We start from the raw sequence: 25465 nt of genomic DNA, 5'->3' as shown, positions 1-25465 counted from the left end.
TTTTTGACTTAGTTTTTGCTAAATAAATTGTCCTTCACCTCTCTTATATCTGCCAGGATCTCGGTAGGAGATACATCATTGGAAAAATACGCGATCAATGTATTGAACTTGTTCACCTTTAGGCTGTCAGTTTGAGGCTGATGGGTAGCTATGTAGGTGATTTTCACCGCAGGAGTTTCCTGTTTGGGTAGTCCTGGGATTTTGAGCTGATTCCTCACCGGCAATTCTGCCTCCAATTGGAAGTTTTTAAGAGAAGCTACCGAGATGGCTTCATAAGTGATTTCTTCAAAATCAGCTTTTTCCGTGATCGTCTGTGAAGCCTTCTGGGCCTTAATTTTTGGTTGAGTGGCTACCACTGGAGCTACAGTATTTTCAAGATTCACAGAAGGCAGCTCCAGCCGAAAAGAATATCGATCCTGATACTCAGGATGATCGATCGCCGAGAGGTAGTCCCCCTGTTGTTCTTTTTCTGAAAGATTGATTACCACTATGGTAGCTGCAAGGAGGACCACTATGGCCGCGGCTATTTTCATGGGGGTAACCCAAAATCCTTTTTTACCTGCAATCTGGCCTTGCACCTGCTCCCAGCTGGAGGCCTGAGGTGTCACCTCGAACTGATCAATGTTCTCCCTGAATAGTCTGTCCAAATTATTTGCCATTGCCATCTTGTTTTAATTCCTTCTCCTGGATCGTTGCCAGGCGGTTTTGTAAATATTTTCGTGCTCTACTGAGCTGAGATTTCGAAGTATTTTCATTGATTCCCAGCGTTTCGGCTATTTCCTTATGATTATATCCTTCTATGGCATAGAGGTTAAACACTGTGCGATAGCCCACCGGGAGCTCTGCTATCAGTGCCATGAGATCTGCGGCTTCCAGGCTATTTTCCAGCGTGGAATAGTCCGGTTCAGATTCTGCTTTTTCCACCTCCACTTCCAGCGACATGTTTTTGTGTTTTCTGATATACATCAGACTTTCATTCACCATGATGCGCCGTACCCAGCCTTCCAGGCTACCTTCACCCTGATATTGTTCCAATTTGTCAAACACTTTCACCATTCCACCAATCATTACATGCTCTGCTTCTTCTCTGTCGTGAATGTATCGGATACATACCCCCAACATTCTGGACGCAAATCGGTCATACAACTCTTTTTGCGCACTGGGTCTGCCTTTCTTGCAGTCATGCAGTAACTTTTGCTCAGAGTTGGATTTATCGATTCGCAACATGGTTAGGTTGGTGTTCATTGGGTAGATGCGGATAGTTGCTTCGAGGTTGCGTGGCTATTAAAAAAATATAGTGAATTAAACTTCTTTTCTTTACGTATCGTCATTACAATGGTGAATATTTTATTCAAAACCTCTTCATGGGCCTTTATTCTGGTTTGCGTGCTCTGCTCCTGTAGCCGGGAAGAGTTTAAAGATTCCACTACTTTCGATGCACGCGAATGGGAACTTGATAGTGATGGCCTGTCCATCCCCGCACTGAATGCGCTGATGGAGGGCGAATGGTCACTGCGATACACCACACTGTTTGTCAGTGATAAATCCCTGATAAAGAATTTCAATCCGGGGGAAGTCATCTGGAAGGTAGACGTGGCCAGCAAGGTAATTTACCGGGATTCGAAAACCAATGGCACGCAATATCAGCTTGCTCTGGAGCCGGTGGATCCACAAAGTCCGAATGGCAGGCTTGTACCCATTATTTTTATGGATGGTGAGAAAGGGTACCTCAGCATAGGAGCGGACCGCATGGTCATCTCGTTTGGCTACATGGATTTACCCAACTATTATTTTGAGCGATACGACTAAGCAGGGGCCTTTCCTGGTCATCTTGTAGGATCGCTCATTTTGTTCAAAGTTTCATCTTGATTCTTGCCGGAGTTCTACCCAATTGTCTTAATTTTCCGCTGTGGAAAGTTTCGTTGTATCGGCCAGGAAGTATCGCCCGTTAGGGTTTGAGGAGGTAGTGGGCCAGGGCCATATCACTACCACACTTAAGAATGCCATCGACAATGATCACCTGGCGCAGGCCTTGCTTTTTTGTGGCCCCAGAGGAGTGGGTAAAACTACTTGTGCGCGTATTTTGGCGCGTATGGTCAATGGTTTCGAAGCAGAATCGGGTGACGCAGCCACCAACAATTTCAATATTTACGAACTGGATGCGGCCTCTAATAACTCTGTGGACGACATCAGAAACCTGATCGATCAGGTACGCTACCCACCGCAGCAGGGGAAATTTAAGGTGTACATCATAGATGAGGTGCACATGCTCTCTACTCAGGCCTTCAATGCTTTTTTGAAGACTCTGGAGGAGCCTCCTTCGTATGCCATTTTCATACTAGCCACTACAGAAAAGCATAAAGTCATCCCTACCATCCTATCCAGGTGTCAGATTTATGACTTCAATAGGATAGAGATCAATGACATGGTGGTGCAGCTTCAGCAGATCGCTGAAAAGGAAGGCGTGGATGCCGAACCTGAGGCACTGCATCTGATTGCTCAGAAAGCAGATGGAGCAATGCGTGACGCACTGTCCATCTTCGACCTCATAGTTACCTTTTCTTCAGATAATAAGGTGACTTATCAAAATGCAATCAAGAATCTGCACATCCTAGATTACGATTATTACTTTAAGCTGGCAGACTTCTTTCAGGCAGAAGACCTCTCCGGGGCGTTGCTGCTGTATGATGATATCCTGAGAAATGGATTTGATGGTCATAATTTCCTGATTGGTCTGGAAGAACACTTCCGAAACCTGCTGGTCTGTAAAAATCCTGAGACTCTCAAGCTGATGGAGGTGCCGGAAAATCTCAAAGGAAAATACCAGGAGCAAGCCAATGCACTGAGTACTTCTTATTTACTCACTGGGCTTAACCTGATGAATCAGGTGGACCTGAACTACAAACAAAGTAAGAATCAGCGATTGCATATTGAACTTTGCCTGATGAAGCTTTCTCAGCTGAACCGGGCTATCAAACTCAGCGCAGAGAACGGGGTAAAAAAAAAAGCAGTGACAGCCTAGAGGAAACCAGGCAGCCTTCTGAGAAGAAGCCGTCTCCTGCTCTACCTACGAAAGAACATCCGGTGGCTACTCCTTCTGCGAGAGTTGTTCCCCAAACCCCCAAAATTAAAATTCCTACAGCCCTAAAGGATCCTGCTAAAAAGGAAACCCCAAGTCTGCTGAGACCCAAGACCCCAGTGGTGCAGGAGGAGGAAGTGAAAAAACCACTACTGGAAGAGCGCAGCACGCCATTTGACGAAAGCCAGGTGATCGATGCATGGAAGGCCTTCAGAAAGAGGAGGCTGGAGGCGGGTGCTTCGGACACTGAGAAGCTGGTGCTGGACCGGCGACTGGAGAAGACCGGCGATACTCAGGTAACACTGTTTATGGAAAGTCAACTGGAGATCAGCATTCTAGATAAGTTTGAGCAGGATCTTATCCAGCACCTTAGAAAAACGCTGGACAACACCTTTGTGCAGATAGAAAAGGAAGTTACCGAGCAGGAGTCTACCCGTAACCTCTATACCTCCAAAGAGAAATTTGAATACATGGCTCAGCAAAACCCGGTATTGAGAGAGCTTAAGGACCGACTTGGCCTGGATTTCGAATATTAATTGGCTATTGATTCGGTGTGTATATCTGTTCACCGACCTTTTTTCTGGGTTCACCGATATTAACTTTTTATTTACCTTAGTTTATTGGTCATTTGTCTGAACAACCATAATAACCACACTATGAAACTAAGAGCTATTGCCATTGATGATGATCCTACCTCTATCTTAATGGTACAAAAACTAGCCTCCAAGATCGATGATCTGGAATTGGTGAACACTTATGAATCCCCGATAGAAGGGGCAGCAGGTATCATTTTGGATCGGCCGGATATTCTGTTTTTGGATATTGAAATGCCTGAGTTTAATGGCATCGATATTATGAGTACCCTGGTGAAGCCGCCCAAAATCATTGTGATTTCAGGAAACCCACTTTTTCAGTCCCAGGCTCTTGAATTGGACGCAGTAGCCTTTATTTCCAAGCCACCACAAGAGGAAGAGTTTAATATGGCCGTGAATAAGGTACGTGCTCATCTGTTAGAGGTGGAGGCATAAAGCGTCAATCTATTTTTTCAAGCACTATCTGATCGTTGAATGTTTTAACGATGGTGTCCAGACGATTCTTGATACGTAAGTACTCACCAGAACTGTAAACGGCTTTTTTGTATTCTATTTGTCCGTCTACGGTGAGTGACTTATCGGTAGAAATGATGTTATACTTGATTGTCATTAGGTGATCATCAATATTTTGGTTGGAAGGAAGATAGGTTACTCGATAACCCTCTGGTATTTCAATGATGCTCTGATAGTGATCTGTGGTTTTATAAGTGAAGTCTACGGGATACGTTCTCGATGGGTATTTGAGAGGGTTTTCGTCAATGGGTAAGTTAAGAAAAGGACTAATCAAAAATTTCCCATCTACCCGCTCTAGTTGGCACGCGCCTGTAAAAGCAAATGAATACTGACTATTCTGACTTCTTCCTGGGAAGGAGACTTTGTGAACGTCAAGGTATTCACCTTTTTCCAACGATTCGGTCAATAGCCTATCATCAGTGCCATAATTCTTATGCATTTTTAGCCCTTCGAACTCTGTCATCTGGCTGCTTACGAGAATGGTTGATTTCAATGAATCGGGGTCTGGTTTTTGAGAGATCGTATAATTATTCAGGGAAGCTTTAGGTGACTCTAACCCAACCCATCCAACTCCAGCCTCGTCTATTATGAGTCCATTATCATTGAAGCAAAAAGGTGGTAATCTATCAAAAGTTAATAGCGGCTCCGTGGCATCTGTTAGGATTTTACCGGATTCCAGCTCAATAATGATCACTACATAATTGAAAAAGTGACTAAAAGGGTAATCCATGGTGATTTTTCCATGATCTCGTGTACTTATTAATACGGGTTTGGCCTTTATACCGGCAGCATTCAACAGCCCGATAGTAAACAGGTTGATTTCGGCTGCATTTCCTTGTTTTGCGGCATAAAACTCTTTGACTGACTGGTTGGCATACTTCGCATAATACCTATCCCAGGAGAAGTCGTTTTTAACGTAATCAACTAGTAGGCCAGCCTTCTCTGTTTGAGTTTTGTTACTGAGGTTGAGAGAAGGAAGGATGGTCTTTTCTGAGAATTTCTGTGCCTTTTTAATGTATTTCCCAAAATTTTCATGGTCATTGAGCTCTTCAATGAGTTTGGGCCAGGTGGTTATGATCTCAGTTTTGAGGCCGTTTGGGTTATTGACCTGTGTCAATTGAAAGTCCATTTTGATGATGTAATCATCGGTGGAGGAGATGAATGTTTCATCTTTAAAGGCGGGGATGTTTTTCTTGGTAAATTCATGCACAAAATCATTGTACTTGACAGAGCCGAAGTATCTAGGCAGCTCGGATGACGTGTAAGATCTGTGAGAATCAAATTTTCCACCCTGCATTAAATAAATATACTCGTAAAACGGCACCATACGCACAGTGTACTTGCTGTAAAGTGTGGGGATTGTACTTTGAAATGCCCAATCGGGAAGGTTGAATTTGAATGGCGAAATGAGTTTGTATCTGTATTCTATAATAGAGCCTGCCTTCACTCCGGGAAAGGCGAACTTTTTGACCCGGTAGTATTTGTTCTTTACTTCATCAAATATGTCTTGCTGATTGAGACTGATTCTTTCCATGGTCCCATTCTCCAATTGGTTGTAGGTGAAAGCTTCTATTTCTTCAACACGCTCTCTCTTATTTCCTTCTACATAGTAGGGGATTTCTATTTCGGCATAGTCAAATCCCGCCGAGGTAAAGATTTTGAGTCTTTTGGAATGTGTAAACTTGATATCAAAACCGGTATTTCCTTCCAGAAAATAAGAATCTCCTACATCAAATAAGATCAGCGCCTCTGCCTCCGGGTCATCCGAGTATAGTTCAAGGTCAAACTCATCTTTGGCGATTACCCCAAACTCCTGAGAATATCTTTGGGCCGTGGACGCACCGGCCAGAGCCACGAAAAAGAGGACTATAAGAAGTCTAATGGGTTGGGATGATTGGAGCACTCGATTCATATGTTTCAATTTCTAAAAGGAAGGTGTATAATTCTCCTGTATTTTCAATGGGGATGTCCCCTGATCTGAGGCTGATGTGCCTATTGATCACCGGGCTATTGTTCACGAGCTCATAGGTGATTTGGTATGTTCCAAATTCACTGATCAGGCTAAAGTCTTTGGGTAATTTCCATGTCCAATTTTGAGAGGAGTCAATGATAACCTTGTCATGAGCATCAATGGGCATCATCAGTCGGACGGGTCTCGTTCTGTTTTTGAAGACCTCACTGGCTGGCATAGGAGAGGCTGGTAGTGAAATTATCCGTAGCGGACCCACCTGTCTCAGATGCTTGGGCAGATCTATTTGAGCATTAAGCTCCACCTCCGGAAGCGATCGGTTGTTCTGATGAATGGTCAGATCGATTAACTCAAATCCCTGATTGTTAAAGTATTTGTTGTAATATTTTCTCTTCTCCTGACTGGAGAGATTGGTTTCTACATAAGCAATCTTTTCATAATCCTCTCCTCTCAATTTAGAATGGAGGGTACCCGTGAGCCTGTCTTCATCAAAAGTCAGATGGTAGTTGTTTGTTTGGTGGACATCTGTATGAGTGAGTGCAGGAGTTCTTACAAGTTGGCTACCTCCCTTATTTATCAAGAGCGTTTTGCGGTTTTGTGTGAATGAACCCAGGTAATTGTATGGGAGATAAGATGCTGTGTTTTCCAGCCATATGGTGTCAGATTTGGTCGGCACACAAAGAATGACATGGTCAAATTGTTGAGAAGGGAAATTTTCCCTGATGGCTTTTGGGTTGAGCCCAGACTCTACCAAAGTATAAAAAGAGGGAATGTGGAAGGCGTTGAGCAAAGCTTTCATGTAAATGGTTAAAGCCTTACAATCTCCGTATTTGTTGATCAAAACATACTCTGCGGGGTAGGGCTTCATTCCCCCGATATCAAGGGAGACATTGATATACCTGGTGTTATCCTGAAGATAATGATATAGTTCTTTTATTAAAGTATCCTGGTTTTCCAGGTGACCAAATTTCTTTCTGAGAATGGTGATTTCTTCCTCAGGGAGAACATCCAGTTCACTATTGAGATTGGCTACCCACTCTCCAAAGTCTTCCCAGCTTGCTTGACTTCCTTTTACTCCATAATTGATATCAGATGGAACAATGGAAATTTGTTGGAGGCTTTCTGTGGCAGGTGGAGAAAAATCTTCTTTACCAATTTTCTTCGGGTGCTTAATAGACCATTTTTCGGTGATCAGACCTTCTGCCTCTGTTGATGAGTAAGTGAATTCTCCTATCGAGTCTAAGTGTATTTCATAGTCCAGAGGACGGGTCAATGAAAGCGATGAAGAAATAGTGCTGACATTGGAATAGTACTGGGGTATCCAGTAGGCCAGGAAAAGGAAATCCCGCTTGATGACCCGGTATGAATATTTAATATAATAAGGAAATTGATTGTGCTTGAGTGAAAATTTATCTTCAAGATGGTCATCAAAAAAGGTGCTTGTTAAATTCATGTTCTTAGTGTAAACATCCTTCGCTTTCACCTTTCTCACTACATTGAAAGATTGGTCAAGCAAGACTGCTTCTATGAGTTTGAATTTGTCTGTGGCTTGGTGATGAATGGATATATCCCCCAGCCAGTTGGCTTCTCTGTCTCCTATCTTGATGAGGTAGGACTTAGTTTCCACCAGTGACCCTTTGTTAACCTCAAGATCGATGTTATACTCCAGAATACCACTACCCACCTGAGCGAGAGCATATTGAAAAAGGAAGAAACTAATCAGGAAAAGCGGTGTTCTTGTAGGTGTTGTCAATAATTGCAGAGGTCGGTTTAGGCAATTATAACCATAATCTACCTTTTCTTCACCTTCAGTTCGTCGCCCACGGAAATGGCAGTGGATTTCATGCTATTGAGCTCCATGAGCTCTTGTACAGTCATGCCGTAGGTATTGGCGATTTTGTACAGGCTGTCCCCTCCCTTGACCACATGAATAATGAATGGCTCTGAGGGTGCGCGTTCTTTTTCCAGGGGTTTGATAAGCAGCTTCTGACCTGCATTGATCGTGCTCTCCGCAGTAAGTCCATTCCAGCTTCTGAGCTCCTCCACTGTCAGGTTGTATTTTCTGGAAATCCCCCATAGGGACTCTCCAGGTTCTACCTCATGAAAATCCGCCGTTGATTTTGGTTTGGCTTCCTCTGTTGGTTTTTCTTCCACCACCGGCGACTTGTCACGCACGGGGTTGTAGATGAGTAGTTCCTGCCCCAGACTCAGTGGGAGGCCGGCGCCCAGGTTATTCCAGGTATTGATGTCACTCACACTGACCTCATAAAGTCTGGAAATCCCCCAGAGGGTTTCACCTGGCTGCACTACATGGATGAGGCGATCACCCGAAGGGGGTGTATACGTGGCAGATTTGTTTATTGAGGTTTCTTTATTGGTTGAGGTTTCGGGCGCTTTCGAGACGACCTTTTCCTCTACCACGGGCTTTTTTTCTGGCTTTTCCGTTTCTGGTACCACCTTTTCTTCAGGAGGATTTTCTTTCACTTCCTCTTTGACTACCACCGGCTTGGGCTTCGCTTTTTGAATAGGCTCAGGTTTCCTTACCTCGTGATATTCAACAGAAGTGTGCTCTGGCCGGGTTTTCCTGAGCCAGATGAGCCTTCCGGGTTTCACGCTATCGGCCATACCCATTCGGTTTTTCTGAGCCAGCTTCTTGAGTTTTACCCCATATTTTTGAGAAATGTCCCAGAGAGACTCACCGTATTGTGCCACATGAAACCTGATGGCAGAACGGTTTCGCTTACTGCTTACATAGTAAATCTCCCCGGATCGCACTTCTTCACCCGGATTGAGATCATTGTTTTTGATAAGTTGAGTGCTGCTGATCCCACATTTCAGAGCTAAGCTCACGATATTATCCTCTGCACCAGCCATTACAGCCTCCAGCCCATTAACCTTAAAGAATATGGCTTTTTGGTTTTTGGTAATACCTGAGGCAATTTGATCCGGATACTTGACAGGCTCAATTGCTTCAATGGACCGGGTCAGAGGCCTTTGATCGCTTTCTTTTTCCAAACCCTTAGGTGCTTTGCCTTTGATGGGAATGATGACGGTATATACTTTGTCATCTGGGATTTTTCCGTGAGACAACCATTTGTTGTAGTCAGTCACTATGGCCTGGTCCGCCTTAAACTCATTGGCAATCTGATCAAGGGTTTTGCCAGCACCCTTATCATGCTCCAGAAGGCGGAGGCCTTCGCTGTGTGGATCACCCACTTCATCCTGAAATGCAATGACATGTGCAATGAAGCGCAGTACATACCAGTGTGTTTTGCTGGTAATGGTGAGCTTGTCCGACCCGAAATTCTCCTTATCCACATATTTCTTGGCACCAGCAGCTCCAGCCTGGTAAGCACTTACCGCGTAGATCCAGTTTTTGAAGTAAAAATTATTGCGTTTGAAATATTTGGCAGCCCCACGTGTGGCTGATACGATATTTTTCCGTTCATCTATCTTGGAGTCTACCCTCAGGCCCACTTCTCGTGCGGTAAAATCTTTGAACTGCCAGTATCCTACGGCATCTGCGGACGACACAGCATCAGAAATGAGCGCACTTTCCTGTATGGAGAGGTATTTGATCTCGTCGGGCACACCTTCTTCTTTCAGTACCCGTTCTATGATGGGAAAATACAAGTTGACACGATCCAGTTTGATTTGAAAGTATTTTTCACTGGCCCTGAGGGCATTCACATCTTTTTGGATTTCTTCGCGTGCATCTGGAGTGAGTTTGAGTTTTATCCCAGCGATTTCTATACTGGCCGGTACCACGGGTACGCCACCTACATGACCAAATGAAAAAGTATGAATAGAAAGAAGCAGTCCTAAAAGTACAATCCTCATATTTTTCTCAATACCATTAAGCCATCTCTGATGGGAAATAATACGTTTTCTACTTCCGGGTGATCATGCACCATCTGGTTAAACGCTTTGATGGAAGCAGTGGCCTTGTCTTTTTGATCATCGGTAGTCACCTTGCCGCTCCAGAGCACATTGTCTATGATCATAAACCCTCCCTTGCGAAGCTGAGGAAGGATCAATTCGAAATACTGTGGGTAAGTTTCCTTATTGGCATCCACAAAAACCATGTCCCAGGTATAACTCAGTGTGGGGATGATTTCTTGTGCATCGCCAATGCGAAAATCGATCAGTTCATCAAAAGGGGACTCTGCAAAGTACCCCTGTGTGAGTGTGGCTAGCTCCTCATTTACTTCTATGGTCACCAGTTTTCCGCCCGGCTGCATGCCTTCTGCCATACAAAGTGCCGAGTACCCCGTGTAGGTGCCAATCTCCAGGACATACCTTGGGCGAATCATCTGAGTGAGCATGGCGAGCACCCTGCCCTGAAGGTGGCCAGAGAGCATTCTGGGTTTAAGAATATTGAGATGTGTTTCCCGATTAATGCGACGAAGCAGCTCAGTCTCCGGACTGGTGTGCGCTTCTACATACTTTTGGAGCTCGGTTGGCAGAAAATCCATGGGGTAAAATTAAGAGATTTTCAGCGTGCAAACCTATTCAGGCAAATAAGTTAATTGACTCATTTTGTCCGTCTGGAAATTTTCACGGGCCAGCTCCAGTAATTGACTGGCTGTGGTTTGGTCTATTTTTTTGAAGAGCTCATTGATGTCCGGTATCCGGCCCAGGTCAAGGATACTTTTGGCCATCATCAGCATCATCGAGTTGTTATTTTCTTCAGACATGGCCAGTTGACCTTTGATCTGCTGCTTGGCTTTGTGAAGTTGTAGATGACCCATTGGCTGCTTCTTCATGAGGTCGAGTTCCTTTTCTACCAGTCTCAGACTCTTTTTGAGATTTTTGGGATCAGTGGCAAAGTAAATGCCGAGCTGCCCGGTTTCGTAATATGGGGTGTAGCTGGCCTCTACACCATAGACAAACCCATGCTTTTCTCTTAGCGACATATTCAGGCGCGAGTTCATGCTCGGTCCACCCAAAATATTGATCAGGAGAAAAAATGGAATGCGTCGCTCATCCAGGAGACCATAAGAAGTACTCCCCATGGCAACATGCGCCTGGGAAATGGGCTTGTTCACAGTTTCGATCAGGGGGCGATATCCCTCGAAAAAGTTTCTTTTTGGCGTGTGATTTTTGTGAGGGACTGCCACGAGGTACTTTTCGGCCATCTTCTGAAGCTTTTTGGCTGAGTAATTGCCCACGCTCGAGAGGATGATTTTTTCCGTATTGAGGTTTCTGTCCAGAAAATCCAGAAAGTCCTTTTGCTTGAAGGAGTTTACCGTGTCCTGTGTGCCCAGAATGTTTTTGCCCAAGGGGTGATCTTTGAAGATCAACTCATCAAAATCGTCCTGTATGGCATCTTCGGGCGTATCCAGGTACATGGACATTTCCTCCAGAATGACCATGCGCTCACGCTCAATTTGAGCCATCGGGAAGGTAGAGTTGAAAGTGATGTCTGCCAGCAGCTCCACGGCTTTGTCCAGGTGATTGTCCAGCAAAGAGGCATAGAAGCAAATTTTCTCTCTTGTGGTGTAGGCATTGAGTTCTCCACCTAGGGAGTCCAGACGGTTGATGATGTGGAAGGATTTTCTCTTTTTGGTGCCTTTAAAGGCCATATGCTCCCAGAAATGAGCGATTCCTTGCTCATTTTGCGCTTCATCACGACTGCCTATGTCCAGCATGATGCCCACATGCGCAATCCTGGTATTGGTGATTTGCTTGTGGATTATCCTGATGCCATTTGACAGCTCTATCATTTCGTGCTCCTCCATAGGGGCGCAAATTTACTACTGATTTATGTACTTGATGTATAATGTCTCAACATAGTCTTATGGTGAGAGTGGTATTACGTCAATTGCCGGGAATGGAAACTAATTTACGATTGAGAAAGGCCTTCTCTTTGTCGTTTTCGGCTTTTTGGATGGCTTCATGCAGCGCAGTTTTGGCTTTCGGCCAATCTGCCAACTGGCAGTAGAGTTCTGCCCGGGTGGCAGACAGAAGGTGGTTGTGCTTGAGCAGAGGTTCATTTTCCAGTTTGGAGAGTTCTGAAAGGGCCACTTCAGGACCATGAGTCATCGCCACAGGGATGATGCGATAAAGTGCGATCAGTGGGTTGGGCTTTAGTGAATAAAGATGATTGTACAAGGTGAGAATTCCGGCCCAATTGGTTTGTTCATACGATCTGGCATTGACATGAATGCCGCTGATGGCTGCCTGAATAAAATATTCGTTGTGATAGCCCTCAGGTATGGTATTTAGGTAGCGATTGCCCAGTTCGATGTGTTGTGCGTCCCATTTGGATCGATCCTGAAGTTCCAATGAGATCGCCTCCCCGGACTCGTCGGTTCGTGCGGCGAATCGAGCTACATGGTAGTGCATCAGTGCCATATGTGCCCGGGTCCATTCGTTGTTGGTTTCGGGTTTGTCCAAAAGGATGTGATTGAGCCTCATCGCTTCCTCGCAGAGTTCTTTGCGGATCAGCTGATCACCCTCAGTGCATTTGTAGCCTTCATTGAATAGGAGGTACAGGACTTTCAATACTACCACCAGTCGGTTTTGAATCTCTCCTGCGGTGGGGATTTCAAGTGTCGGGTTTTCTTCCTTGAATTTCTTTTTGGCTCGTGTGTATGCTTTGGCAATAGTTTCTTCCTTTTTGAGGAGGGAGGAGGCGATTTCCCTGATGGAAAGACCCCCAAGGATTTTCAAGGTGAGGATCAGCTGGTGCTCCGTACTCATAGCCGGATTGCAGCAGGCAAACATCATTTTCACCATTTCATCCTTGAAAAGGTCATCTGAAATGATAGGAGGCGCTTCCGGAGTTTCAGGCAGTTGCGTGGCATAGTATACTTTCTGCTGGCGGCGGAGCTGATCGATGAGTTTGTTGTTGGCCACCCTGATGATCCATGCAGTGGGATTGTCAGGAATCGTCCCAAACGGCCATGATTGCATGGCTTTCATCAAGGCATCCTGCACGGCATCTTCAGCTGCACTCAGGTGGCTTGGGCCAAATTTACCTGTGAGATAGGCCACGGCCTTCCCAAACTCATTGCGAAACAGATGATCGATGACCTGAGTGGCTTGTTGGTTTCCTGCCATTGGATAAAAATAGAACACCCCATCATCGTTTGGGGTGTTCCTGGAAATTATTTACATCTCTACAGCTTCCCGCACCTCCAGAGACCCACCAAACTCAAAAATCGGGCAGTCTTTGGATAGCTCTACGGCATGGTCCAGGTCATTGGCTTCTACCAGCACATAACCACCCACTAGTTCTTTGCCTTCCATGAATGGGCCGTCTGTGATCGTTTCACCTCCATTGTAGACCACCTTTCCTTCGGCCTGAAGCGGAAGACCGGGCACTGGCTGGTCATTCTGACTTATTTTAAGCATCCACTCACCCCATTTGGCCATGTGAGCCTGCATTTGCTCTGGTGATTGCCGGGCATATTCCTCATCGCCCCCTCTGAATAAATACAAGAATTGTTTCATAACGTTAAAATTGGTTAGTAAAAATTTAAACTCTTTACCCTTTGACGAACAAACAGGTGTCAAATGGACAATACCCATGAATTTTTTATCAGTCGGTAGAAATACCTAACGCACATTACCGAAAAATGGAGAGGTTGATCATCTTCAGAGTCCTCTAATATTGTAATGCCAACAGACGGTTGGTGTTTTCCTCTCCAGTAATCACAATAGCGGTTTTGTTGGAGAATTCTAGTTACCTAAAAACAAAAATCGGAAGGGCAAAATGGAAATCATATTGGCGCAGCCCTTCCGGTTTTGTTTTACTCCCAAAAGATCTCTATTACCTCAGTGCCTATCAGCAGACTGGTTTGTCGGGCCATGGTTATCCTTTTTATTTTCACCTTATTTCCCATAGGTCGGTACACCACTCTGGCCATCACATTTCGCTCATCTTTTTTATGAAAGGCTACGAGATACTTTGTGTCAAAATCACGGGTGAGTTTGTAGCTTTCTTTTGATGTTTTGACCTTTTGTGGTCGCTTGATGGTCTCACCACTCATGATCTTAATGATATTCGGGCAGGTGGGTACCCCGTATCCCAGGTAGTTATTGGGGTAGGGATAGAAATTTCCCGCCTGCTTCAGGATATCGATGATTTCGAGATTAGTGAGTGTGGAGTCCATTTGCCAGATGCATGCCACAAGGCCCGTTACGACAGGGGTAGAGTAGGACGTGCCAAGGGTGGAATACACCGAGATATCCGGTTTTACAAAGTCGGTATAGTCAGGTCCGATGCTGCTGTAGTCCATTTTGTCCCAGATGTCAAATTTGCTGGCACCTACAGTGAGGGCATGCTGAGCATCACCAGGTGTCGAAAGGGTCTGCCAGGCATCCCGGGCTTCATTGCCAGCTGCCACCACGATCAGCATCCCCTTCTGGGTGGCGGCTATTTCCACCGCCCGGGCGATGGCTGTGGATTTACCATCCATCTGGCTGGGTCGGTAGTTTTCTGATGCATCAGAGTAACCCAGATTATAGCCCAGCGAAACATTGACTAACCGGATCCCTTGTCGCTGCATATCCTCGAGTGCTAAAATGAGGAGATCTTCTTCTATTCTTTTTTCATAGGCACCATGATCAGTCCTGGCCAGGTAATACTCAGCTTCCTGGGCCAGTCCATAGAGGATGTTCTTTTCTTTGTCATATCCGCCAATGAGCTGCCATACTTCAGTGCCGTGATTGTCATCCAGTCCGATGGCCCCGCCATAAGCCTCCATCTCAGGAGTGATGTAGTCTTTGTAGGATTTAACCAATCCTTTCTGAAAAAGATGACTCAATGTGGGATCCCTGTCAGCCCTCAAAAAACCCCCATCGATAATCCCAATTTTCACCCCTTTACCAGTGAGGCCCATTTTCAGAAAATAGTTGGCCTGAATCTGCTCTAATGCAAAGCTCAGGATAGGGTCTTTGTGTGCGAGTGCAGCCGGGGCAAAGGAAAGCATTGGAGTGAGTACACCTCCTGCAGCGATGACGGCAGACGTTTGATCCGCAGTAAGTGTATAGGTGCAGGCATTGATCCATTCGGAGCATCGGTCTGGCTCCGGGAGGATCACGCTGAGTGTAGCCAGAGAGGTATGGTCAAGCCAATATTTATGCTGACCACTGGCAGTACTACCAGCAAAAAGTAGAATAGAAAGTACATATAGGCCGATCAGGCGAGTCATCTTCAATAATACGGAATAGCCATGAATAAAGCTCTATTACGTGAAGCTCTGAATGATGGGTGAACTCCATAGTGACACCTGTATTTGTACTTTTTTGAGAAAATATTGAATTAATAAAATCCAGAGACATCTATTCGGTCGTAGGTAGGGCATTGTAAAGAATTAATCCAACATAAATTATTCAAAATGAGACGTACTAAAAGATTATTCAATCACAGTTCATTATTATTCCTGGCGGGAGCATTCTTGTTTGCCGGATGTGGGGATGATGATACCACAGATATGGAGCCTGAAGAGCAAATGCCCTCCGGTATGCTGACAGTCTCCAGTCAGACAATTTCTCAGAATACTATCAGGGTGTCCAATGTCAATTTTGACAGTAAAGGATGGGTGGTAGTGCATGCCAGTAATGAAGATGGTACTCCAGTGGTACCTGGTATCATATCTGAGCCACTCCTCGTGGAGGCCGGATCACAGAATGATCTGGAGCTTACGCTTACAGAGGTGGATGATCTCATGGATGGCGACAAACTATGGGTAATGCTTCATACAGACGACGGTATTGAAGGCACTTATGAGTTTGATGGAGCCAATGGCTTTGATGGACCCATACTATCCGATGGAAACATAGTCATGACTGACATTACAGTATCTGCTCCGGGTATCACCGCATCAAATCAGGTGGTGAACGAAAACTGGGTAACAATAGGTGAGGTGAAAGCGGCTGTAGATGGCTGGTTGGTCATTCATGCCGACAATGGCAGTGGTGCACCCGGGCCGGTTTTGGGTCAGACCATGGTTTCGGCTGGTATGAACAGTGATGTTGCCATCGATTTGGGGGATGCGGTATTCGCTGGTGGTGAAATGCTTTTCCCAATGCTCCATATAGAAAGTCCTGCTGACGGGATGTACGGTTTTCCAGAAAATGGTGATGATCCGGAGGTTTTTGCCAATGACGTAGTAGTTATAGGAATAGAAACTCTCGCCCCTACTGGAAGTATTTCAGCAGTGGGGCAGGTTGTACAGGGAAATATGATTACGGCCAGTGAGCTGACGCTTAATGCCACTGGTTGGGTAGTGGTGCATGCTAGCAATGCTACTAAGGATGGTCCGGAAGTACCAGGGATAATTTCCACTCCGGTACAGCTCCCGGCTGGAACTAACTCAGATGTGGCCATAGAACTGAATAGTGATTTTGCGCTAAGTGCCGGAGATGTGATTTACATTATGCTCCATACTGAGAATGGAGTTATTGGTGAATATGAGTTTGATGGAGCCAATGGCTTTGATGGCCCTATCACTACAGCTCCGATGACTTTGGAAGCTCCTTCGGGTTCGTTCATGGCCAGCAATCAGGTGGTATCTCAAAACACACTGATGGTGGAGAGCATTACAGTGGGGCAACCCTCCTGGGTGGTGGTACATAGAGACAATGGTGCCGGTTCATTCGTAGCACCGGGGATTATTTCTAATCCTGTAGCTATAGATGCTGGTACCACAGAAAATGTAGCCATCACCTTTAAGGATGATGAGCCCCTATCTGATGGTGAAACCCTATGGATCATGCTTCACAATGAAAGCGGAACCATTGGTGCCTACGAATTTGACGGAGCAAATGGTTTTGACTTGCCGATCACATTTAGTTCCATAGACATAGAAGCTCCATCAGTTATGGTGTCTGATCAGATTGTCATGAACAATATGGTGACAATAGATGAGGTGAAGGCTGGAGTAGATGGTTGGATTGTGATCCACGAAGACAATGGCAATGGAGCACCAGGGCCGGTACTCGGTCAGACATTTGTCAATGCAGGAAGCACAAGTGATGTGATGGTGGATCTGGGCAGTGCCACAGTAGCTGCTGGTGATAAGCTGTTTCCAATGCTTCACATAGAAAGCCCCGCTGATGGTGAATATGGTTTTCCGGATAACGGAGATGGTCCTGAAGTGTTTAATTCAGATGTGGTAGTAGTGTCATTTACCGCCCTCTAAAGAATAGGTTGGTTTTAGGATTACGTTGTGCAAAAAGGACTACAAAATGTAGTCCTTTTTTTCGTGCTCCATGGGGTGAAGTCTCCTGAGCCGAAAAAGAAATACTAACTTTAGGGCTGAGGAGCGGCACCCACCTTGAGCATGTGGCAACCCCTGATTTCAGCTTGGTGCCTCTTTGTTAGCAACAGACTTACTAAAGAAAAACCCATGAGATACGGCCAAATAGATCAACAGCTTTTTGTAGAGAACCGGAAGAGACTTGTTTCAAGGCTAAAGCCACATTCTGTGGTGATCATCCACTCCAATGACGTCATGCCCACCAATGCAGATGGTACGATGAGTTTTAAGCAAAACTCGGATCTCTTTTACCTCACAGGAGTGGATCAGGAAGAGTCTATCTGTATTCTGGCTCCGGATTTTCCGGATGAAAAAATGCGTGAACTTCTCTTCCTGAGAGAGACAAACGAGGAAATAGCCATTTGGGAAGGGCATAAACTGACCAAAGAAGAGGGTCAGGAGATTTCGGGCATTCAGAACATCAAATGGAATCAGGATTTTGAAAAAATGCTCTATACCATTTTGGCTGAGACTGAACATATCTATTTACCAACCAATGAGCACATCAGGAATGCTTCGCTGGTAGAGACGGCCAACGACCGGTTCATCAAGCAGTGCATGTCCCGGTTCCCACTTTATAAATATGAGCGGTTGGCACCCATCATCTATGACTTGCGCACCATCAAGTCTGGCATAGAGACTAAGCTGATAGAGCATGCCTGCCACATTACGGAGCAGGGATTCAGGAGAATTTTGGAAACGGTGAGCCCCGGAGTGTGGGAGTATGAGGTAGAGGCGGAGTACGCCCATGTTTTTCTTTCTAACCGTTCACGGGGGTTTGCCTACACACCAATTATCGCTGGAGGAGCCAATGCCTGTGTGCTTCATTACATTGAAAACAACCAACAGTTGAAAGACGGGGACCTGATGCTGATGGACGTGGGCGCTGAATATGCCAACTATAATGCTGATATGACCCGCACCATTCCTGTGAACGGACGCTTCACCAAGAGGCAGCGGCAGGTGTATGATGCAGTGCTCAGGGTGAAAAATCAGGCTACTGAGCTGCTCACTCCGGGCAGCGCTATTCCTGAGTATCATAAGGCTGTGGGGGCTCTCATGGAAGTGGAGTTAATAGAACTTGGTCTGATAGATAAGACTGATGTGAAGAATCAGAACCCTGACTGGCCAGCTTATAAGAAGTATTTCATGCATGGTACATCTCACCACCTGGGCCTGGATGTACATGATGTGGCATCTATATATAAGAAATTTGAGCCGGGCATGGTCTTTACCGTGGAGCCTGGTATTTATATCCGCGAAGAGGGGATTGGTATCAGGCTGGAAGATGATATTCTTATCACCGAAAACGGGCATAAAAACCTGATGAGAAATATTCCTATCCACGCTGAGGAAATTGAGGATTTGATGAACGAAAGCCGAAAGAGCTGATGCAGGTGGTGGTTCGCTCTGGTACGATAGAGGAGGCCATTCAGATTCAGGAGCAGATTCCTGAGTTTGAAAATGGATATACCGCAGCAGAATATACCAACAGGCTTTTGGGCGGCGAGTCCGTCATTCTGATCGCTGAGATCGCCGGGAAGTTGGCGGGATTCAAGGTGGGCTATGACCGGTTTTTAGATGGAAAGGTCTTTTATAGCTGGATGGGTGGTGTAGTGCCTGCATTTCGGGGGCGGGGCGTTGCCAAGATCCTGCTACAGAAAATGGAGGTTTGGTGTAAGCTGAAGGGGTATAGATCTTTAAAGTTCAAAGCGCGTAACAGTCACCGGTCTATGATTCATTTTGCCATACACCAGGGCTTTGATGTAGTGGACTTTGAACCACAGCCAAATCCTGATGATTCTAAAATTTATTTTTCAAAAGAGTTATGAGCATTTATCAATCAGACAAAGCGCCCGAGCCTGTAGGCCTGTATCCCCATGCTCGCAGAGTGGGCAACCTCCTGTTTTTATCTGGTGTAGGCCCCAGAGTGAAAGGGAAGAAGGAAATTCCGGGTGTTACCCTCAATGATCAGGGTGAAATTGTAGCGTATGACATAGAAGCCCAATGTCATTCTGTTTTCAACAATGTGAAAGACATTCTGGAAGCATCCGGTGCTGGGTGGAGACATTTGGTGGATGTTACCGTTTTTCTTACCAATATGAAGGATGATTTCGGTACCTTTAACCGAATTTACGCAGAGTACTTTGAAGATGTGCAGCCCTGCCGCACTACAGTGGAGGTAAACGCCCTGCCTACACCCATAGCCATAGAGCTGAAGTGTATAGCAGCATTGGACTTCTGAAAATTTGCATTTTTTCCCTTTTTATACCTGTTGGCTGCCGAAACTGCATGAATTATCCCCTGCATGTGCGGCCTAATGTTGGATTTACTTTAGTTTTGAGCAAAATCAAAAATCAATGAGTTTAGAATACAATACCCAGCGTCCTCATCTTACGTTGAGAGAGTACGGCCGAAACGTGCAGAACCTGGTGAAGCATCTGAAAGCGACCGACGATAAAGAAAAGCGCAACAAATATGCTGCCCTGATTGTGGAATTGATGAAAATGATCAATCCGGAGTTTAGCAAAGATGCCAGCGAATACACGCAGAAGGTGTGGGATGATCTATTCATCATATCTAAGTTTGACCTGGATGTGGAAAGCCCTTTCCCGATTCCAGAATCAACCATCCTGGAGCGTAAGCCGGATCGCATGCGTTATCAGTCCAATGAGATCAAGTTTCGCCACTATGGCAGAAATATTGAAATTCTGATCAACAATGCTATCGCATTGGAAGACCCCGAAGAAAAAGAAGCGGCCATCGTGGCCATTGGTAAACTCATGAAGTCTTTCTACCTGACCTGGAACAGAGACAATATTGAGGATGAGCAAGTGCTGAAAAACATCAAACAACTGTCTAAAGATCAGTTGGATATCGATATAGAAAAGGTGAAGGCCAATGGTCTTTTCGATAGCAGTGAGCGCAAGGAGCGATCATTTGATAATAACAATAGAGGTCAGCACCAGGGCCAAAACCAAAACAGAAACCGCAACAATAACAACAAAGGCGGTAAAAGAAATTTCTCCAACAAACGCAGAAGAAACAACAACTAAATGGCTTCATTTAGAGTGAAGGGAGGCAACCGCCTCAAAGGAAGCATCGTTCCACAAGGAGCCAAAAACGAAGCCCTACAGATTATTTCGGCTGTATTGCTCACCTCAGAGCCAGTACATATTCATAAGATTCCTAATATTCGGGATGTCATCAAGCTCATAGATCTGCTGGCAGACTTGGGTGTGCAGATAGAAAAGACTGACGAAGAGTCTTATCGGTTCACAGCCAAAGACGTGAACCTGAAGTTTTTGGATACTGAAGACTTTAAGGAAAAGGCGTCATCACTCAGGGGATCGATCATGATTCTGGGGCCACTGCTAGCCAGATATGGCACTGGCAAGATGCCACGTCCGGGCGGAGACAAAATTGGCCGAAGGAGACTGGACACTCACTTTGTGGGCTTTCAGAAGCTGGGTGCTCAGTTTGATTATGACGCAAAAAACTCATTTTATACGGTAAGCGGGAAGCTCAAGGGTACCTACATGCACCTGGATGAAGCATCTGTCACCGGTACAGCCAATATCATCATGGCGGCTGTGCTGGCTGAGGGACTTACTACCATCTACAATGCCGCATGCGAGCCCTATATTCAGCAGCTATGCAACATGCTGGTACGCATGGGAGCCAGGATTGAGGGAATTGGAAGTAATCTCCTGAAAATAGAAGGAGTGGAATCTTTGGGTGGCACGGATCACACCATGCTCCCGGATATGATCGAGATAGGGAGTTTCATTGGTCTGGCAGCAATGACCAGGTCAGAAATCACCATCAAGGATGCCAGAATCGATATGCTGGGGATTATCCCTGACACCTTTAGAAGATTAGGAATTAAACTGGAATTCAGAGGAGATGATATCTACGTGCCTGCACAGGAGCATTATGAGATCGAGTCTTTCATAGATGGATCCATCCTGACCATAGCCGATGCCATATGGCCTGGCTTCACTCCTGATCTGCTCAGTATTGTGCTGGTGACAGCCACTCAGGCTAAGGGAACGGTACTTATCCATCAGAAAATGTTCGAAAGCCGACTCTTTTTTGTTGATAAATTGATCGATATGGGGGCTCAGATTATACTTTGTGACCCACACCGAGCCACAGTGATCGGTCTGGACCGGGCATTTGACCTCAAGGGCATTAGCATGACCTCACCCGACATCAGGGCCGGAGTATCATTGCTGATTGCTGCTTTGTCGGCGGATGGTACATCCACTATCCACAATGTGGAGCAGATAGACAGAGGCTACCAGTTTATCGACAAGCGATTGAAGGCACTGGGTGCAGATATAGAACGGTTCTAAAAATCCTAATGCATACAAAAAACGCCGTGAGTCCCCTCACGGCGCTAATCAACCAGCTTTAAGCAAGTTTCTGAACAGAAACTGAAGTACTTACGTAAAGCCTGTGTCTTCTGGATTTCTTGGATGGATAAAATATTGACATTTCTGTCAGAAGTTTACCCGAGTCTTCTTCGGCTTATCACAGAATCCATTTCATAAAGCAAAAAAATACCCTGAAGGTTGATCCATTCAGGGTATCGTTTTTCAATGCTATATGTCTACCGATCAGGACTCTCCATACACCTGCATGGTAGATAGTGTAGGGCTTTCAGATCCTCCCGACTGTTCGATCGTCACGGCAAAGGCATCCGCTCTGGCAATGTTTTTCATGATCTGGAAGGTGCCATCTGAAGCATCAAACACACCAGCATCCACCGGCACCCCATCTATGAGGGCCCATAGTTGATACTGCTGGTTTTGAGGGAGTTGAGCCAGATTGGCTGAATTCAGATACACTTCCTCCTCTGTAGGGTTCCAGTAGATAACTGCTTTGGCATCAGTTGCATTGTCGGTTCCGTTCAGGATGATCCGACTGAATTCTGGACTTACCAGTACCGCAAGGTCTCCCCGAATGCCCGTAAGCTCCTGGTTTACGCGCTGATAGCTTTCTGCCATTTCTATATTCCGTGCGGTGAGCAGTGCAAGGCGACTGTCTGTGTCTTTCCACTGATTCCAAAAATAGAAAGCTGAGAGGGCTGATATTAAGGCTACGGTGATGCTCGCTGCCATCAGGTATCTGGAGCCGCCACTGCTTTCTCCCGGACTGTGTATGTTTTTGATCACAGACTCATTTTGCATGACGAACTTTTTGACCACTGGTGAGGGGGCGATGGAATGGTGAAACGCCACCAACTCCAACGTTTTTTGCAGGTCGAAATATTCACGTCTGACCTGCTGATCGGAAGCGATGTGCGTTTCTATCTCTTGTTCCTCATCCGCGCTGAGTTCACCAGTGATGTAGGCTGCCAGGTACCCGCCCGTTAATATTTCTTGCTTATTCAAAATCTTTACTCAGTTTTAATTTGATGTCTTTCAAACAGTTTCTAAGCCTGGTTTTTACGGTTCCCAAGGCCATGTCCTCATTCTTGGAGATTTCTGCATGGGAGTACCCCATGAAGAAGTTCAGCTGAATGAGCTTCTTACACATCTCACCTATTTCACTTAAAACTCCTGACAATCCAATGTAGTCTTCTTCAGCGTTTGACGAAGATTCAAACATATCTACGAAGCCTGTGATGTCATCAGATTTATCGGCGGTTTTAAAGTCCTTAGACCGGCGTGCATCTATGGCCCGGTTTCTGGCAATGCGATACATCCAGGTGAAAAGAGTGCCCTTGCTGGCATCATAGCTTTCTATTTGATCCCAAATCTTAATGAATACATCGTGTAGGGTTTCTTCAGCTATTTCTGTGTGCTTGAGTGTGCGATAGATGATCCCGTAGAGAGCGTCAGAGTAGTGTTCGTAGAGATAATCCATGGCTGTTACATCTCTGTTTCTCAGCCGCTTTACCAGTAGGGTGTTGAAGTCGATACTTTTGGTCAAAATTTTGAATAATTTAACGTTTAAGTTATCAAAACTTAGATTCAATCTTAATGTTCCGAAAGGTTTTTGTTTTCCTGCTCGTATTGATCATCGCCCTGAGCGCTTTGATGGTGATGAGCTCAGATGAATCTACTGTGCTGTTATCATCAAGGATCAATGGGGTGAGTCTTGTTAATCCACATTTCGTGATCGATTCGACACAAATGAATGCAGTTCGGAGGGTGAATGGGGACTGGGTGGCAGTGATCCCTTTTGGTTTTAGCCGGGAAAATGAGCCGGAGGTGCATTTCAACCATGAGCGACAATGGTGGGGGGAGCGGCTGGAGGGAGCGGAGGAGCTGATACGGCTGGCACATGCCTGCGGTCTCAAAGTAATGCTGAAGCCACATGTATGGCAGCGGGGTAGTTGGATTGGTGAATTTGACCTGGACAGTGAAGAAAAATGGAAAATTTGGGAAGCACACTATAGGGAATACGCCATGGCCTATGCCAGGCTGGCTGAGAAAATGCAGGTAGAGCTGTTTTGTATTGCCACAGAGTATAAGGTGGCAGTGGTGAAACGGCCGGCATATTGGAGTCAGCTTATTCAGGACATTAAAAGGGAGTACCATGGTCAGCTCACGTATGCAGCCAATTGGGATAACTATGAAAATGTCCCGTTTTGGGATCAAATGGACTATATCGGAGTGGATGCCTATTTTCCACTGGTGCATGAGAAGGACCCGGATGTTGCCACTATCAAAAGGGCATGGGCACCATTGGTCAGGAAGCTACGATCGTTTGGGGCCCTCTACCATAAGCCGATCCTTTTTGCAGAGTATGGATATCAGAGTGCCAATGGAGCAGTAGGTAATCATTGGGAAGTTTCACAATCGGCTGACCAGGTGAATATGGAGCTACAAGCGCGGGCTTACCAGGCGCTTTATGAAGTGCTTTGGAAGGAGCCCTGGTTTGCCGGAGGCTTCTTCTGGAAGTGGCATTTTGACGAACGTCATGGAGGACCTCAGGACCTGTCTTTTACTCCTCAGGGCAAACCTGCCGAGGCGGTGATTGCCCGGTGGTATGGTACAGGTAATTAGTAGTCCCGGGCGTTGAGTAGTTGCCTGTAGTTGGAGAAGGGAACGATGCCCAATGGTCCTTCGTAGATTCCGGCGTTTCCCCCAATGTCTTTTACCCGCACTGAGATAATGTTTTTGCCCTTCCTGTTCAGAAGCTCATTGGGGATGGGGTACACCCTGTACTGATGCCAGGAGTTGGAGTATCCCAGTGGCTTTCCGTCGTTGGTGGAGCCTATGAGTACGCCATTCAGATACGTATGGTCAAAGTCGTCTATTTTGCCAAGTACCAGCATGAGCATGGATTCTTCCTGTAGCTGCGGAGGTAAGACGAATTCTTTTTTGTACCAAATAACCCCCTCTAAGCGTGAGTATTTCATGCTCTTCCAGAAGCTGGGCACCATCATGTACTCCCAATCACTGATGTCATAGTCGTTTTCTTTCCAACGCTCATTGTCTCCCTCCTGAAAGCGCCACAGTCCTTCGAGGAGCAGGGTTTTTTCGGGTTCATTTCTGTTGGTGTAGATGCCCACATCGCCTTTGATGATGCCGCCATCCAGTACGGTATCATATACCCTCACCGCGATGACATTTTTACCATCCTTATTGAGTAGCTCAGGTGGAATGCGGTATCGCCTGAAAGACTGGTAAGCAGTATAAAATCTGGGAGGGAAAGATCCTGAAAAACCAATCATTTCACCATTGAGAAATACCTGATCTACATCATCGATGTAGCCGAGCACGAGATATAGATTGTTTTCGGATAGCCCGCGAAGGTCTATGGTGATTCTATACCAGGCATAGCCATCAAACCCACTAAACCCCTCATTTTCCCATGCAGATGGCACGAAGATTTTCTCCCAGTTATGGTCATCAAAGTCTGGGTTGGCCCACCTGGGATTGTCGCCTATGGAAAAGCGCCATTCTCCACGAAGGTCCACCACCCGGCGTAGATCATCGGAGATGCCAACCAGCGGTAAAATGAAAATGAGTAGTGTTATGAAGGATTTCATTTAATCGTTAAAATGTCTATTCAATTATACTGT

At 45.7% G+C, this 25465-nt stretch carries 24 protein-coding genes; 11 read left to right on the top strand and 13 right to left on the bottom strand.

The window, feature by feature from the left end; translation table 11 throughout:
• Nucleotides 1-8: 8 nt before the first annotated feature.
• Nucleotides 9-659, bottom strand: a complete 651-nt coding sequence (locus GV030_RS19715; protein WP_159585072.1) for a hypothetical protein — start codon at nucleotides 657-659, stop codon at nucleotides 9-11.
• Nucleotides 649-1245, bottom strand: coding sequence for an RNA polymerase sigma factor (locus tag GV030_RS19710; protein ID WP_255465602.1), 597 nt, complete (start codon nucleotides 1243-1245; stop codon nucleotides 649-651). Before GV030_RS19710 ends, GV030_RS19715 begins: the two co-directional genes overlap by 11 nt.
• Before the next feature lie 90 nt (nucleotides 1246-1335).
• On the opposite strand from GV030_RS19710, the gene GV030_RS19705 reads away from it, so the two are divergent.
• From GV030_RS19705 to GV030_RS19690, 4 genes are all read left to right on the top strand, one after another.
• Nucleotides 1336-1809, top strand: a complete 474-nt coding sequence (locus GV030_RS19705; protein WP_159585071.1) for a hypothetical protein — start codon at nucleotides 1336-1338, stop codon at nucleotides 1807-1809.
• A 100-nt stretch (nucleotides 1810-1909) separates the two neighbouring features.
• Nucleotides 1910-3022 (top strand): DNA polymerase III subunit gamma/tau, encoded by a 1113-nt coding sequence (dnaX, locus tag GV030_RS19700; RefSeq protein ID WP_159585070.1) that lies wholly within the window; start codon nucleotides 1910-1912, stop codon nucleotides 3020-3022.
• Nucleotides 3023-3084: 62 nt separating this feature from the next.
• The gene (locus GV030_RS19695; protein WP_159585069.1) at nucleotides 3085-3615 is read left to right on the top strand and encodes a hypothetical protein; all 531 of its coding nucleotides are present in this window, start codon (nucleotides 3085-3087) and stop codon (nucleotides 3613-3615) included.
• Between the two features lie 120 nt (nucleotides 3616-3735).
• The gene (locus tag GV030_RS19690; RefSeq protein WP_159585068.1) at nucleotides 3736-4107 is read left to right on the top strand and encodes a LytTR family DNA-binding domain-containing protein; all 372 of its coding nucleotides are present in this window, start codon (nucleotides 3736-3738) and stop codon (nucleotides 4105-4107) included.
• A gap of 4 nt (nucleotides 4108-4111) precedes the next feature.
• Here the strand turns inward: GV030_RS19690 and GV030_RS19685 are convergent, their stop codons facing one another.
• The 8 genes from GV030_RS19685 to GV030_RS19650 all read right to left on the bottom strand — a co-directional run bounded on the left by GV030_RS19685 (nucleotide 4112) and on the right by GV030_RS19650 (nucleotide 15315).
• Nucleotides 4112-6097 (bottom strand): DUF3857 and transglutaminase domain-containing protein, encoded by a 1986-nt coding sequence (locus GV030_RS19685; RefSeq protein ID WP_159585067.1) that lies wholly within the window; start codon nucleotides 6095-6097, stop codon nucleotides 4112-4114.
• Nucleotides 6063-7907 carry a DUF3857 domain-containing protein gene (locus GV030_RS19680; RefSeq protein WP_159585066.1) on the bottom strand — a complete coding sequence of 615 codons (1845 nt, stop codon included), beginning with the start codon at nucleotides 7905-7907 and terminating at the stop codon, nucleotides 6063-6065. The genes GV030_RS19685 and GV030_RS19680 overlap by 35 nt, the downstream gene beginning before the upstream one ends.
• A gap of 38 nt (nucleotides 7908-7945) precedes the next feature.
• Nucleotides 7946-9994 carry a LysM peptidoglycan-binding domain-containing protein gene (locus GV030_RS19675; RefSeq protein WP_159585065.1) on the bottom strand — a complete coding sequence of 683 codons (2049 nt, stop codon included), beginning with the start codon at nucleotides 9992-9994 and terminating at the stop codon, nucleotides 7946-7948.
• Entirely contained in the window at nucleotides 9991-10629 is a 639-nt protein-coding gene (locus tag GV030_RS19670) for an O-methyltransferase (RefSeq protein ID WP_159585064.1), read from the bottom strand. Before GV030_RS19670 ends, GV030_RS19675 begins: the two co-directional genes overlap by 4 nt.
• A 33-nt stretch (nucleotides 10630-10662) precedes the next feature.
• Nucleotides 10663-11895 (bottom strand): pitrilysin family protein, encoded by a 1233-nt coding sequence (locus GV030_RS19665; protein WP_159585063.1) that lies wholly within the window; start codon nucleotides 11893-11895, stop codon nucleotides 10663-10665.
• Between the two features lie 79 nt (nucleotides 11896-11974).
• Nucleotides 11975-13219, bottom strand: coding sequence for an RNA polymerase sigma factor (locus GV030_RS19660; RefSeq protein WP_159585062.1), 1245 nt, complete (start codon nucleotides 13217-13219; stop codon nucleotides 11975-11977).
• Nucleotides 13220-13270: 51 nt separating this feature from the next.
• Entirely contained in the window at nucleotides 13271-13612 is a 342-nt protein-coding gene (locus GV030_RS19655) for a YciI family protein (RefSeq protein ID WP_159585061.1), read from the bottom strand.
• Between the two features lie 299 nt (nucleotides 13613-13911).
• Nucleotides 13912-15315: a S8 family serine peptidase gene (locus GV030_RS19650; RefSeq protein ID WP_159585060.1), complete on the bottom strand. Its 1404-nt coding sequence runs from the start codon at nucleotides 15313-15315 to the stop codon at nucleotides 13912-13914.
• A gap of 186 nt (nucleotides 15316-15501) precedes the next feature.
• Here GV030_RS19650 and GV030_RS19645 point away from each other — a divergent pair, with 186 nt between their 5' ends.
• The 6 genes from GV030_RS19645 to murA all read left to right on the top strand — a co-directional run bounded on the left by GV030_RS19645 (nucleotide 15502) and on the right by murA (nucleotide 21782).
• Nucleotides 15502-17307, top strand: a complete 1806-nt coding sequence (locus tag GV030_RS19645) for a hypothetical protein (protein WP_159585059.1) — start codon at nucleotides 15502-15504, stop codon at nucleotides 17305-17307.
• Nucleotides 17308-17514: 207 nt separating this feature from the next.
• The gene (locus GV030_RS19640; RefSeq protein WP_159585058.1) at nucleotides 17515-18816 is read left to right on the top strand and encodes an aminopeptidase P N-terminal domain-containing protein; all 1302 of its coding nucleotides are present in this window, start codon (nucleotides 17515-17517) and stop codon (nucleotides 18814-18816) included.
• Nucleotides 18816-19256, top strand: coding sequence for a GNAT family N-acetyltransferase (locus GV030_RS19635; protein ID WP_159585057.1), 441 nt, complete (start codon nucleotides 18816-18818; stop codon nucleotides 19254-19256). The genes GV030_RS19640 and GV030_RS19635 overlap by 1 nt, the downstream gene beginning before the upstream one ends.
• Nucleotides 19253-19669, top strand: coding sequence for a RidA family protein (locus GV030_RS19630; RefSeq protein WP_159585056.1), 417 nt, complete (start codon nucleotides 19253-19255; stop codon nucleotides 19667-19669). The genes GV030_RS19635 and GV030_RS19630 overlap by 4 nt, the downstream gene beginning before the upstream one ends.
• 115 nt (nucleotides 19670-19784) lie before the next feature.
• Complete coding sequence (locus GV030_RS19625) at nucleotides 19785-20480, top strand: DUF4290 domain-containing protein (RefSeq protein WP_159585055.1); 696 nt, start codon at nucleotides 19785-19787, stop codon at nucleotides 20478-20480.
• A complete protein-coding gene (murA, locus tag GV030_RS19620) occupies nucleotides 20481-21782 on the top strand; it encodes a UDP-N-acetylglucosamine 1-carboxyvinyltransferase (protein ID WP_159585054.1) in 1302 nt (433 codons plus the stop codon).
• Nucleotides 21783-22046: 264 nt separating this feature from the next.
• Here murA and GV030_RS19615 read toward each other — a convergent pair whose 3' ends face one another.
• Entirely contained in the window at nucleotides 22047-22823 is a 777-nt protein-coding gene (locus GV030_RS19615; RefSeq protein WP_159585053.1) for an anti-sigma factor domain-containing protein, read from the bottom strand.
• Nucleotides 22816-23364, bottom strand: a complete 549-nt coding sequence (locus GV030_RS19610) for an RNA polymerase sigma factor (RefSeq protein WP_159585052.1) — start codon at nucleotides 23362-23364, stop codon at nucleotides 22816-22818. Before GV030_RS19610 ends, GV030_RS19615 begins: the two co-directional genes overlap by 8 nt.
• A gap of 50 nt (nucleotides 23365-23414) precedes the next feature.
• Here GV030_RS19610 and GV030_RS19605 point away from each other — a divergent pair, with 50 nt between their 5' ends.
• Nucleotides 23415-24443, top strand: coding sequence for a hypothetical protein (locus GV030_RS19605; RefSeq protein WP_159585051.1), 1029 nt, complete (start codon nucleotides 23415-23417; stop codon nucleotides 24441-24443).
• Here the strand turns inward: GV030_RS19605 and GV030_RS19600 are convergent.
• On the bottom strand, nucleotides 24440-25432 hold the full coding sequence (locus GV030_RS19600; RefSeq protein ID WP_159585050.1) for a beta galactosidase jelly roll domain-containing protein: 993 nt from the start codon (nucleotides 25430-25432) through the stop codon (nucleotides 24440-24442). The genes GV030_RS19605 and GV030_RS19600 overlap by 4 nt on opposite strands.
• Nucleotides 25433-25465: the final 33 nt, after the last annotated feature.

Source organism: Marinoscillum sp. 108, from assembly GCF_902506655.1.
Classification (GTDB): Bacteria; Bacteroidota; Bacteroidia; order Cytophagales; family Cyclobacteriaceae; genus Marinoscillum; species Marinoscillum luteum.
This window is presented reverse-complemented; position numbering and strand designations above follow the sequence as displayed.